General features: G+C 70.5%; 10 protein-coding genes. 2 read left to right on the top strand and 8 right to left on the bottom strand.

Translation table 11 applies throughout. The annotated features are described in order from the left end of the window. Positions 1 to 64: 64 nt before the first annotated feature. Complete coding sequence (locus ACIG3E_RS00620) at positions 65 to 259, bottom strand: hypothetical protein (protein ID WP_399609561.1); 195 nt, start codon at positions 257 to 259, stop codon at positions 65 to 67. A 169-nt stretch (positions 260 to 428) separates the two neighbouring features. On the opposite strand from ACIG3E_RS00620, the gene ACIG3E_RS00625 reads away from it, so the two are divergent. Next, positions 429 to 2,669, top strand: coding sequence for a prolyl oligopeptidase family serine peptidase (locus tag ACIG3E_RS00625; RefSeq protein ID WP_399609563.1), 2,241 nt, complete (start codon positions 429 to 431; stop codon positions 2,667 to 2,669). 327 nt (positions 2,670 to 2,996) lie between these two features. On the opposite strand, the gene ACIG3E_RS00630 is transcribed toward ACIG3E_RS00625, so the two are convergent. The 5 genes from ACIG3E_RS00630 to ACIG3E_RS00650 all read right to left on the bottom strand — a co-directional run bounded on the left by ACIG3E_RS00630 (position 2,997) and on the right by ACIG3E_RS00650 (position 8,635). Beyond that, the gene (locus ACIG3E_RS00630; protein WP_399609565.1) at positions 2,997 to 4,019 is read right to left on the bottom strand and encodes an ABC transporter ATP-binding protein; all 1,023 of its coding nucleotides are present in this window, start codon (positions 4,017 to 4,019) and stop codon (positions 2,997 to 2,999) included. Then, on the bottom strand, positions 4,012 to 5,055 hold the full coding sequence (locus ACIG3E_RS00635) for an ABC transporter ATP-binding protein (RefSeq protein ID WP_399609567.1): 1,044 nt from the start codon (positions 5,053 to 5,055) through the stop codon (positions 4,012 to 4,014). Before ACIG3E_RS00635 ends, ACIG3E_RS00630 begins: the two co-directional genes overlap by 8 nt. A gap of 5 nt (positions 5,056 to 5,060) precedes the next feature. Further along, the gene (locus ACIG3E_RS00640; protein ID WP_399609569.1) at positions 5,061 to 6,026 is read right to left on the bottom strand and encodes an ABC transporter permease; all 966 of its coding nucleotides are present in this window, start codon (positions 6,024 to 6,026) and stop codon (positions 5,061 to 5,063) included. Then, positions 6,019 to 6,942, bottom strand: coding sequence for an ABC transporter permease (locus ACIG3E_RS00645; protein WP_399609571.1), 924 nt, complete (start codon positions 6,940 to 6,942; stop codon positions 6,019 to 6,021). The genes ACIG3E_RS00640 and ACIG3E_RS00645 overlap by 8 nt, the downstream gene beginning before the upstream one ends. A 70-nt stretch (positions 6,943 to 7,012) precedes the next feature. Further along, on the bottom strand, positions 7,013 to 8,635 hold the full coding sequence (locus ACIG3E_RS00650; protein WP_399609573.1) for an ABC transporter substrate-binding protein: 1,623 nt from the start codon (positions 8,633 to 8,635) through the stop codon (positions 7,013 to 7,015). 156 nt (positions 8,636 to 8,791) lie between these two features. Between ACIG3E_RS00650 and ACIG3E_RS00655 the strand changes: the two genes are divergently transcribed. After that, a complete protein-coding gene (locus ACIG3E_RS00655; RefSeq protein ID WP_399609575.1) occupies positions 8,792 to 9,370 on the top strand; it encodes a Uma2 family endonuclease in 579 nt (192 codons plus the stop codon). 113 nt (positions 9,371 to 9,483) lie between these two features. Here ACIG3E_RS00655 and ACIG3E_RS00660 read toward each other — a convergent pair whose 3' ends face one another. Both ACIG3E_RS00660 and ACIG3E_RS00665 read right to left on the bottom strand, forming a co-directional pair. Further along, complete coding sequence (locus tag ACIG3E_RS00660) at positions 9,484 to 10,638, bottom strand: ABC transporter ATP-binding protein (protein WP_399609577.1); 1,155 nt, start codon at positions 10,636 to 10,638, stop codon at positions 9,484 to 9,486. After that, a complete protein-coding gene (locus ACIG3E_RS00665) occupies positions 10,631 to 11,683 on the bottom strand; it encodes an ABC transporter ATP-binding protein (protein WP_399609579.1) in 1,053 nt (350 codons plus the stop codon). Before ACIG3E_RS00665 ends, ACIG3E_RS00660 begins: the two co-directional genes overlap by 8 nt. Positions 11,684 to 11,685: the final 2 nt, after the last annotated feature.

The following is an 11,685-nucleotide window of genomic DNA, read 5'->3' on the forward strand; positions in this document are numbered from 1 at the left end:
TGCCGCACGTACGCCCCTGTCGCGCCGGTGGGACAGGGGCGACAGGGGCGGCGGTGACGCTTCTCTACGGGTCGATGTCCTCGATCACGCCCGCCAGGTTCGTCGACAGCTCGTCGATGGTCGGCGCCAAGGACGAACTGGCCAGGTAGAACCCGAGCAGGGCGCACACGATCGCGTGGATCGTCTTGAGCCCCTGCTTCCGCACCAACATGACCACGATGATGGCCAGCAACAGCACCACCGAGACCGACAGCACCACGCCGGTTCACCTCCCACTTCCCCGAGCCTCACCCCTGCCTCGCCGGCGGAGTCCTCCACCCGTGCCAGCAAGGTCCTACCCACCACGCGCTACGGATCATAACTATCCGTGGAATCACATGAGTCGGAGCACCGAAACACAGGGGGCGCATCACACTTAGGCTCGGGGGATGACCACCCAGAACCCCGAGACCGCCGAGCGTTCCGAGACGTCCGAGCACGCTGGTACTCCGCCCGGCGCCGCGGCGCCGGAGCGCACGGACCCCTCCGACACCACGGCGCCGCAGCCGTCCTTCCCGCGCCTGCACGCCCGTACGCAGCGCTTCTCCCTCGGCACGCCGCGCGCCTTCACCGTCGCGCCCGACGGCTCCCGCGTCGTCTTCCTGCGCTCCGCGTCCGGCACGGACCGGGCGAACCAGCTGTGGGTCCTCGACCTCGCCGCGGACGGGCCCCCCGTGGAGCGCGTGGCCGCCGACCCTCAGGCGCTGCTCGGCGGGGCCGCGGAGCAGCTCTCCGCGGCCGAGCGGGCGCGCCGCGAGCGCAGCCGCGAGGGCGGCGCCGGGATCGTCGGGTACGCCACGGACGCGGCGGCCGAGCTGGCGGCCTTCGCCCTCTCGGGCCGCCTCTTCGCCGCCGAGCTGCGCGCGGGCACCGCGCGCGAGCTGCCCGCGCCCGCCCCGGTGATCGACCCGCGCCCGTCGCCGGACGGGCGGCACATCGCGTACGTCGCCGGGGGCGCGCTGCGCGTCACGGCTGCCGACGGCGGCGCGGACCGGGCCCTCGCGGAGCCCGACGGCGACGGGGCGGGCACGGTGACGTACGGGCTCGCGGAGTTCATCGCGGCCGAGGAGATGCAGCGCTCCCGGGGCTTCTGGTGGTCGCCGGAGTCGGACCGGCTCCTGGTCGCGCGGGTCGACGACACCCCGGTGCGGCGCTGGTGGATCGCCGACCCCGCGCACCCGGAGCGGGAGCCGGAGCAGGTGGCCTACCCCGCGGCGGGCACGCCCAACGCGGAGGTGCGGCTCTTCGTGATCGGCCTCGACGGCGCCCGCACGGAGGTCGTCTGGGACCGCGAGCGCTATCCGTACCTGGCCCGCGTGCACTGGTCGGCGAGCGGTGCGCCGCTGCTCCTCGTGCAGGCCCGCGACCAGCGCAGCGCGCTGTATCTGGCCGTGGACCCCGACACCGGGACGACGCGGATGGTGCACGCCGACGAGGACGACGACTGGCTCGAACTGTTCCCCGGTGTGCCCTGCTGGTCGCCCAGCGGGCAGCTCGTGCGGATCGCCGACGAGGGCGGCGCGCGCGTCCTCGCGGTCGGCGAACGGCCGTTGACGGGGCCGCAGCTGCACGTCCGCGCCGTGCTCGACGTGACCGACGACTCGGTCCTGATCTCGGCGTCCGCGGGCGAGGCCGCCACCGACCCGGCCCTCGGCGAGGTGCACGTCTACCGCGTCAACGAGCTCGGCGTGGAGCGGGTCTCGCAGGAGCCCGGGGTGCACTCGGCGGTGCGGGCGGGTGACGTCACCGTGCTGGTTTCGGCCACGCTCGATCACTACGGCTCACGGGTCCGCGTCCTGCGCGAGGGCAAGCAGGTGGCCACCGTCGTCTCGCACGCGCAGCAGCCGGGGCTCACCCCGCGCGTGACACTCACCGAAGGGGGCGCACGACGGATTCCGTGCGCCGTCCTGCTTCCGACGGGGTACGACCCCTCCTCCGGAGTGCGGCTGCCCGTCCTCATGGATCCGTACGGCGGCCCGCACGCCCAGCGGGTGCTCAGCGCGCGGAACGCCTTCCTGACCTCGCAGTGGTTCGCCGACCAGGGCTTCGCGGTCGTCGTCGCCGACGGGCGCGGTACGCCGGGGCGCTCGCCCGCCTGGGAGAAGGCCGTCAAGGGCGATCTGACCCGCACCCTCGACGACCAGGTGGAGGCCCTGCACGCCCTCGCCGAGCGCTTCCCGCTCGACCTGGACCGCGTCGCCATCCGCGGCTGGTCCTTCGGCGGCTACCTCTCGGCCATGGCGGTCCTGCGCCGCCCCGACGTCTTCCACGCGGCGGTGGCCGGGGCGCCGGTGACGGATCTGCGCCTGTACGACACGCACTACCAGGAGCGCTACCTCGGCGACCCGGGCACCTCGCCCGAGGCCTACCGCACCAGCTCCCTCGTCGCCGACGACGGGCTCGTCGACCCCGCCGAGCCGCACCGGCCGCTCCTGGTCATCCACGGCCTCGCCGACGACAACGTGGTGGTCGCGCACTCGCTGCGGCTCTCCTCCGCGCTGCTCGCCGCCGGGCGCCCGCACGAGGTGCTGCCCCTCTCCGGGGTCACGCACATGACGCCCCAGGAGCAGGTCGCGGAGAACCTCCTGCTGCTCCAGGTCGACTTCCTGAAGCGCGCGCTCGGCCTGTAGGCCGGGACGACCGGCCGGGGCCACATGGCGCCCCGGCCGGTCCAACGGCACCCGCACGGCCGTACGCCACCAGGCTGGCGCGCTCTCTTTACCTCCTGGGGTCGCCGGGGTTGCCGCCCTGTTACCGCCCTCGCGGGTGGCGCCCCAGACCCGCCCCTTCCCGCTTCCTGGGGGCTCCGCCCCCAGACCCCCGCTCCTCAAACGCCGGAGGGGCTATTCATAGCCCGTCCGGCGTTTGAGGACGAGGCGCGGAGCGCCGACAAACGGGGGCACGGGGGCGGCAGCCCCCGGATCGGGAAGGGGCGGGTCAGGGGCGTCCCACGCGGGTCAGGGCACCACCTGTTTCTCCTCCGCGAAATGGCACGCCGAATCATGCGCCGCAGGCCCCGTGACCAGGCGGAACTCCGCAGGGACGGCAAGGGCCGGGACCTCCAGGGCGCAGCGCTCCCGGGCCTTCCAGCAGCGCGTACGGAACCGGCACCCCGAGGGCGGATTCGCGGGCGAGGGCACGTCCCCGCTGAGGATGACGCGCTCGCGGTGCTCCCGGGCCCGCGGATCGGGCACGGGCACGGCGGAGAGCAGCGCCTGCGTATAGGGGTGCGTCGGATGCTCGTAGATCTCCGCGTCCGTGCCGACCTCGACGATCCGCCCCAGGTACATGACCCCGACCCGGTCGGAGATGTGCCGCACGATCGACAGGTCGTGCGCGATGAAGACGTAGGACAGCTCGAACTCGCTCTGGAGGCGCTCCAGGAGGTTCACGACCTGCGCCTGCACGGAGACGTCGAGCGCGGAGACGGGCTCGTCGGCGACGATGACCTCCGGGCGGAGGGCGAGCCCGCGCGCGATGCCGATGCGCTGGCGCTGTCCGCCGGAGAACTGGTGGGGGTAGCGGTTGATGTACTCGGGGTTGAGCCCGACCACGTCGAGGAGGTCCTGGACCTTCTTGCGGCGCGAGCCCTTCGGCGCGACCTCCGGGTGGATCTCGTAGGGCTCGCCGATGATGTCGCCGACGGTCATGCGGGGGTTCAGGGACGTGTAGGGGTCCTGGAACACCATCTGGATGTTCCGGCGGACGGCCTTCAGGGCCCGGCCCGAGAGCCCGGCGATGTCCTCGCCCTTGAAGCGGATCTCCCCCGCCGTGGGCCGCTCCAGATGGACGAGCATCTTGGCGACGGTGGACTTCCCGCAGCCGGACTCCCCCACGATGCCGAGGGTTTCGCCGCGCCGCAGGTCGAAGTCCACGCCGTCGACGGCCTTGACGGCGCCGACCTGCTTCTTCAGCACGATCCCCTGGGTGAGCGGGTAGTGCTTGACGAGTCCGCGCACTTCCAGAATGGGCTCAGCCACGGAGGCACTCCTTCCAGAAGTGGCAGGCGCTGCGCCGCTCCCCCGCGAGCCCCTCGTACGTGACCGGGGCGAGCGGCGGTTCGTCGGTGCGGCACACGTCCTGGGCCATGGGGCAGCGCGGGTTGAAGGCGCAGCCGGGCGGGATGTTCGTGAGGTTGGGCGGCAGGCCCTTGATGGCGTAGAGGTCCTGGCCCTTCTGGTCCAGGCGCGGGATCGAGTCGAGGAGGCCGCGCGTGTAGGGGTGCGCGGGCGCCTTGTAGATCTCGTGGACGGGGGCCTTCTCGACGATGCGGCCCGCGTACATGACGGCGATGGTGTCGGCCACGTCGGCGACCACGCCCAGGTCGTGGGTGATGAGGATCAGGCCCATGTTCAGCTCGCTCTTGAGCTCCGCGAGGAGGTCCATCACCTGGGCCTGGACGGTGACGTCGAGCGCGGTCGTCGGCTCGTCCGCGATGATCAGGGCCGGTTCCAGGGCCATCGCCATGGCGATCATGATGCGTTGGCGCATGCCGCCGCTGAACTGGTGCGGATACTGCCCGACGCGCTCCCTGGCGGCGGGGATGCGCACGCGGTCCATCAGCTCGACGGCCTTGGCGCGGGCGTCCTTGCGGGACATGCCCCGGTGGACGACGAACATCTCGCCGAGCTGGTCGCCGACGCTGAGCACGGGGTTCAGGGAGCTGAGCGCGTCCTGGAAGATCATCGCCATGCCCGCGCCGCGCACCTTGCGCCGCTCGTCCTCCTTGAGCTTCAGCAGGTCCCGGCCCTGGAAGAGGATCTCGCCGCCGCTGATGCGGCCGGGCGGCATGTCGAGGATGCCCATGACGGCCTGCGCGGTGACGGACTTGCCGGAGCCCGACTCGCCGAGCACGGCGAGCGTCTCGCCCGCCGCGACGGCGTAGTCGACGCCGTTGACGGCCTTGGCCACGCCGTCGCGGGTGCGGAACTCCACGTGCAGGTCGCGCACTTCGAGCAGCTTGCCCTGCGGGGGCGCCGCGGCCGCTGCGGATTCCGGGGGTGCCGTGGGTGCCATGGCGCCTACCTCAGCTTCGGGTCGAGGGCGTCGCGCACCGCGTCGCCGAGCATGATGAACGCGAGCACGGTGACGGCGAGGGCCCCGGCGGGCCACAGCAGCATGTGCGGGGCGTTGCGGACGTACGCGGACGCCGCCGAGATGTCGATGCCCCAGCTGACCGTCGGCGGCTTCAGACCGACGCCCAGGTACGAGAGCGTGGCCTCCAGGGCGATGTACGTACCGAGCGCGATGGTGGCGACGACGATGACCGGCGCGACCGCGTTGGGCGCGATGTGGCGCAGCAGCATCCGCGTGTTGGAGGCGCCGAGGGCGCGGGCCGCCTGGACGTAGTCGTTCTGCTTGGCGGTGATCACCGAGCCGCGGGCGATGCGGGAGATCTGCGGCCAGCCGAGCAGCACCATGAAGCCGATGACCGGCCAGACGGTGCTCGAGGTGACCACGGACAGCAGCACGAGACCGCCGAGCACCACCGGGATGGCGAAGAAGATGTCGGTGATGCGGGAGAGGACCGCGTCCCACGCGCCGCCGAAGAACCCGGCGAGCCCGCCGAGCACGCTGCCGAGGAACGCCACGCCGAGGGTGGCGCACACGCCGACGGTGACCGAGGCGCGGGCCCCGTAGACGGTCCTGGTGTAGACGTCGCAGCCCTGGCCGTCGAAGCCGAAGGGGTGCCCCGGCGAGGAGCTCTTCTGGGCGTTGGCCAGATCGCAGTCCAGCGGGTCGCCGGAGGCGATCGCGGAGGGCCACAGGGAGATGAAGACGAGGAAGAGGATGATCAGGCCCGAGACGATGAAGACGGGGTTGCGGCGCAGGTCGTGCCAGGCGTCGGACCACAGGCTGCGCGCGGGCGCGGTGGGCCCGCCCGGGCCGCCGGGGGCGAGCGTCGTCGCCTCGCTGGCGGCGAGGTCCATCGCGCCGCCCGCGCCGGTCCCCGCGATGGCGCCTTGGGGCTCCTGGGGTTCAGGCATAGCGGATCCTCGGGTCGAGTACGGCGTACAGGAGGTCGACGATGAGGTTGGCGACCAGGAAGACGAGGACGAGCACGGTCACGAAGCCGACGACGGTCTGGGTGCTCTGCCGCAGGATGCCCTGGTAGAGCTGGAAGCCGACGCCGTGGATGTTGAAGATGCGCTCGGTGACGATCGCGCCGCCCATGAGCGCGCCCACGTCGGTGCCGATGAACGTGACGACGGGGATGAGGGAGTTGCGGAGCAGGTGCCGCAGGACGACGCGGCGCCGGGGCAGGCCCTTGGCGACGGCGGTGCGGACGTAGTCGGCGCGGCGGTTCTCGGCGATGGACGTCCGGGTGAGCCGGGTGACGTAGGCGAGCGAGACGGAGGCGAGCACGAGGCCCGGCACGATCAGCTCGTCCACTCGCGCCTCGGACGACACCGACGGCTTGATGACACCCCACTCCACGCCGAGCAGCAGCTGGAGCAGCAGGCCGGTGACGAACGTCGGCACCGAGATGACGACCAGGGTGAGGATGAGGACCGTGGTGTCGATGGGCCTGCCGCGCCGCAGCCCGGTCAGGACGCCCAGGCTGATGCCGATGACGATCTCGAAGACGATGGCGACGAGCGTGAGGCGGACGGTGACGGGGAACGCGGTCCCCATCAGCTCGGTGACCTTCTGCCCGTTGAAGGCGGTGCCGAAGTCGCCGGTGAAGACGTTGCCCATGTAGGTCACGTACTGCTGCCAGACGGGCTTATCGAGGCCGAACTCCTTCTTCAGCTGGGCGGCCGTCGCGGGGTCGCACTTGCGGTCGCCGCACAGGCCCGCGATGGGGTCGCCCATCACGTTCACCATCAGGAAGATCAGCAGGGTGGCGCCGAAGAAGACCGGGATCATCTGCAGCAGGCGCCGGATCACATATCGCCCCATGGGCTGGCTCCGGAGGTAGGGGGAGCGGCCGCCCCGGTGTCCTGGGGACCGGACGGCCGCTCCGCGCGGCTCAGTTGACCTTGATCTCCGCGTACACGGGCACGCTGAACTGGTTCAGCGACACGTCCGAGACCCGGTCCGAGTAGCCGGCGCTGCCGTTCTGGTACCAGAGCGGGATCGCCGCCATGTCCTTGGCGAGCACCTTCTCCGCGTCCTGGAAGGTGGAGACGGCCTTGCCGGTGTCGGTCTCGGCGTTGGCCTTGTCGACGAGCTCGTCGAACTCCTTGCTGGTGTACTTGCCGTCGTTGGACGGGGCGTCGGTGTAGTACACCGGCTGGAGGAAGTTCTGGATCAGCGGGTAGTCCATCTGCCAGCCCGCGCGCCAGGCGCCGTCGAGCTTCTGCTGCGAGGCCTGGCTGCGGAAGTCGGCGAAGGTGCCGATGGAGTTGCCGACGCAGGACCTGTTGTTGCCCAGGGCCTTGTTGATGGAGTTGCACACGGCGTCCACCCACTCCTTGTGGGAGCCGGTGTCCGCGTTGTACGAGATCTTCAGGGTGCCGCCGGGGATGCCGCCGCCCTCCTCGACGAGCTTCTTGGCCCGCGCGGCGTCGTACTCGCAGGCGTCGCCGCAGACGCTGTCGCTGTAGCCGCCGTCCTTGCCGAGCACCGGCGAGGTCCAGTCCTTGGCGGGCGTCCGCGTCTTCTGGAAGATCGTCTCGGTGATCTGCTTGCGGTTGATGGCCATGGAGAGGCCCCTGCGGACCTTCTCCATGCCGGGCTTGTTCCACTTGCTGTCGTAGAAGGCGAAGGACAGCGTCTGGATGATGCCCGCGGGGGTGTTGATGTAGCGGTCGCCGAGGTCGCTCTTGACGTTCCTGAGCTGCGCGGCCGGCACGTCGTCGACGAGGTCGAGGTTCCCGGCCATCAGGTCGTTGTAGGCGATGCTGTTGTCGGTGTAGACCTTGAGGTCCACGCCGCCGTTCTGCGCCTTGTCGTCGCCGCTGTAGTCGTCCCACTTCCTGAGCTCCATCTTGGAGCCCTTCTGGTACGACGTGATGCTGTACGGGCCGTTGCCGACGGGCTTGGCGAGCCAGGCCGAGCGGTCGTCGAAGAAGGCCTTGGGCAGAGGCGCGAAGGCCGGGTAGCCGAGGGTCTCGGGCCAGGTGGAGAACTTCTGCGAGAGCTTGACGGTGAAGGTCCGCGCGTCGACGACCTTCAGGCCGGACAGGGTGTCCGCGCTCGGGTCGCCCTTCTCGGGGTGGACCTTGTCGTAGCCCTCGATGTAGCCGAAGAAGTAGGCGTTCTTCTGGTTGTTCTTGAGGTGCGCCCCGTAGTTCCAGGCGTCCACGAACGACTTCGAGGTGACGGCCTCGCCGTTGCTGAACTTCCACCCGTCCTTGACCTTGACGGTGTAGGTCCGCGAGTCCTTCGTCTCGATGGACTCCGCGACCATGTCCTTGGCCTCGCCGGTCTTCGGGTCGTACCGCTTGAGGCCCCGGAAGATCATGTCGAGGACCTTGCCGCCCTGCACCTCGTTGGTGTTGGCGGGCTCCAGCGGGTTCTGCGGGTCGCCCCAGGAGGAGCTCACGACCCCGGAGCCGTCGCCACCGCCGCTCCCACCACCACAGGCTGTCGCCGCGAGCGCGACCGCCGCCGCACAAGCGGCCCACTTGGCGTGCGTGGCTCCACGCATGAACTGCCTCCTCGCCTCCACCGCGCACCTGCCGCGCGCACTATTCGCCAATATGGCGCTATAGGTGGCAAGCAGCACATTCAGCCCGGCCGTATGAGGGAGGAGGCCCTCCGGATGTACGTATGCCGCGCCCGGAGGCCTCGCTACGCTGCCTTGATGGACTACGCCAAGATGCGCGCGATCGCCGAGGAGCTGGGCGCTTACGCCGAGCGCCTCGAAGGGACGTGGCGTGTCGAGATTGGCCCCTCGGGTCCGGTCCTGGCCATGACGTGCCCGTCGAAGCGCCATGAGGGCACGGTCCGCCGCATCCGCCAGCAATTGGACGCACAGCTCCCCGCCACCCACCCCGGCTACATCTGCGCGAACGGCCCGGAAATCGAGCACCCGTCCATCGGCCGCATGCGCCGCCCGGACGCCGTGGTGATCCCGGAGGCCGTGCTCGACGAAGAGGGTCTGGCGGTCGACGCCACCCAGGTCCTCGCCGCCGTTGAGATCGTCTCCCCCTCGAACCCGGAGAACGACTACGGCGCGAAACTCTCCGAGTACCCCGCCATGGGCATTGAGCTCTACATGATCGTCGACCCCCGAAGGGGCACCATCGAGGTGCACTCCGAGCCGTGCGGAACCCACTACGGGAAGAAGGTCCCCTACATCTTCGGCGACCAGGTCTCCCTGGGACCCTGGACCCTGGACACGTCCGCTTTCCGCCGTTACGCACAGCCCGGGCAGGGCTGAGTCACCGGCCGTGGGAGCCGGGCGCCGTAGGGCAGGCCGCCGTGCGGGCCCCGCACGCGCGTGTGCCCCGCCGGGCTCAGGGACCGGCGGGGCACACGGACGGTGTCGCGGTGCTAGGCCGCGTGCACCACGTCCTTCTCCTCCGCGAAGTGGCACGCCGACTCGTGGGCGGCCGGGGTGTCCGCGTCCTTGAAGCGCTCGGGGATCGCGAGCAGCGGGATCTCCTCGGCGCACTTGTCCTGCGCCTTCCAGCAGCGGGTGCGGAAGCGGCAGCCCGAGGGCGGGTTGGCCGGGGACGGCACGTCGCCGGTGAGGATGATGCGCTCGCGGCCCTCGCGGGCCTCCGGGTCGGGGACCGGGACGGCCGAGAGGAGCGCCTGCGTGTACGGGTGCGTCGGGTGGTCGTAGATCTGCTCGTCGGAGCCGATCTCGGCCATCTTGCCGAGGTACATCACGCCCACGCGGTCCGAGATGTGCCGGACGATCGACAGGTCGTGCGCGATGAAGAGGTAGGACAGGTTGAACTCGTCCTGGAGCTTCTCCATCAGGTTGATGACCTGGGCCTGGACGGACACGTCCAGGGCCGAGACCGGCTCGTCGCAGATGATGATCTCGGGGTTGAGGGCCAGGCCGCGGGCGATGCCGATGCGCTGGCGCTGACCGCCCGAGAACTGGTGCGGGTAGCGGTTGATGTACTCGGGGTTGAGCCCGACCACGTCCAGGAGCTCCTGGACCTTGCGGCGGCGGTCGCCCTTCGGCGCCACCTCGGGGTGGATCTCGAAGGGCTCCCCGATGATGTCGCCCACCGTCATGCGCGGGTTGAGCGAGGTGTACGGGTCCTGGAACACCATCTGGATGTTGCGGCGCACGGCCTTCAGGGCCCGCCCTGACAGCTTGGTGATGTCCTGGCCCTTGTAGAAGACCTCGCCCGCGGTGGCCCGCTCCAGGGTCATGAGCAGCTTCGCCACCGTGGACTTGCCACAGCCGGACTCGCCCACGATGCCGAGCGTCTCGCCCTGGTAGAGGTCGAAGGAGATGCCGTCGACCGCCTTCACCGCGCCGATCTGGCGCTTGATGAGGATGCCCTGGGTCAGCGGGAAGTGCTTCACCAGATTGCGGACCTGGAGGATCGGCTCGCCGCGCTCGACGGGGGCCTCGATGGCCGCGACGGCCTCCTCGGGCGTCGCCGCGTCGACCGTCTCCACCTCGGTGACGTTCGGCGTGGCGTCGGTGACGTCCGCGGCGTCCTTCTTGAGCTCCTCAGCCATGGATCGTCTCCTTCCAGAAGTGGCACGCGCTGCCGCGGCCGACGAGCTCCCCGCCGTCCCGCTCCGTGACCGGGGCGAGCGCCGGGATCTCGGTGCGGCAGATGTCCTGGGCCTTCGGGCAGCGCGGGTTGAACGCGCACCCCGTGGGGATCCTCAGGAGGTTGGGCGGCAGACCCTTGATCGCGTACAGCTCCTGGCCCTTCTGGTCCAGGCGCGGGATCGAGTCGAGCAGACCGCGGGTGTAGGGGTGCGCCGGGCGCTTGTACAGCTCGTGCACCGGCGCCGTCTCCACGATCCGGCCCGCGTACATGACGGCGATCTTGTCCGCCACGTCCGCGACCACACCGAGGTCGTGGGTGATCAGGATCAGGCCCATGTTGTACTCGCGCTGCAGCTCCGCGAGCAGGTCCATGACCTGCGCCTGGACCGTCACGTCGAGGGCCGTGGTGGGCTCGTCGGCGATGATCAGGTCCGGCTCCAGGGCGAGCGCCATCGCGATCATGATGCGCTGGCGCATGCCGCCCGAGAACTGGTGCGGGTAGTCGTTCACCCGCTCCTTGGCGGCCGGGATCTTGACCTTGTCCATCAGCTCGATGGCCTTGGCCTTGGCCTCCTTGCGGCTGGCGCCCTGGTGCACCCGGAACATCTCGCCGAGCTGGTAGCCGACGCTGAGCACCGGGTTCAGGGAGCTGAGCGCGTCCTGGAAGATCATCGCGATCTTGCGGCCGCGGATCTTCCTGCGCTCCTCGTTGGACATCTTCAGCATGTCCTGGCCGCGGAAGAGGATCTCGCCCTTCCCGATCTTGCCGGGCGGCATGTCCAGGATGCCCATGATCGCCTGCGCGGTCACGGACTTGCCGGAGCCCGACTCGCCGAGCACGGCGAGCGTCTCGCCGGGCTCCACGGTGTAGTTGACGCCGTTGACGGCCTTGGCCACGCCCTCGCGGGTGTGGAACTCGACGTGCAGGTCCCGGACTTCGAGCAGGGGTGCCCGCTCGGCGTCGCGCGGGGCGGGCACGCTCGCCTCTTTCTCGATGGTGGTCACGT

Origin of the sequence: Streptomyces sp. NPDC053474 (assembly GCF_044544845.1) — a bacterium.
Classification (GTDB): Bacteria; Actinomycetota; Actinomycetes; order Streptomycetales; family Streptomycetaceae; genus Streptomyces.

Coding starts and splice junctions, on each gene's coding strand:
- ACIG3E_RS00660 (WP_399609577.1), bottom strand. CDS start 10,638: ATGGCTGAGGAGCTCAAGAAGGACGCCGCGGACGTCACCGACGCCACG.
- ACIG3E_RS00635 (WP_399609567.1), bottom strand. CDS start 5,055: ATGGCACCCACGGCACCCCCGGAATCCGCAGCGGCCGCGGCGCCCCCG.
- ACIG3E_RS00625 (WP_399609563.1), top strand. CDS start 429: ATGACCACCCAGAACCCCGAGACCGCCGAGCGTTCCGAGACGTCCGAG.
- ACIG3E_RS00640 (WP_399609569.1), bottom strand. CDS start 6,026: ATGCCTGAACCCCAGGAGCCCCAAGGCGCCATCGCGGGGACCGGCGCG.
- ACIG3E_RS00645 (WP_399609571.1), bottom strand. CDS start 6,942: ATGGGGCGATATGTGATCCGGCGCCTGCTGCAGATGATCCCGGTCTTC.
- ACIG3E_RS00650 (WP_399609573.1), bottom strand. CDS start 8,635: ATGCGTGGAGCCACGCACGCCAAGTGGGCCGCTTGTGCGGCGGCGGTC.
- ACIG3E_RS00655 (WP_399609575.1), top strand. CDS start 8,792: ATGGACTACGCCAAGATGCGCGCGATCGCCGAGGAGCTGGGCGCTTAC.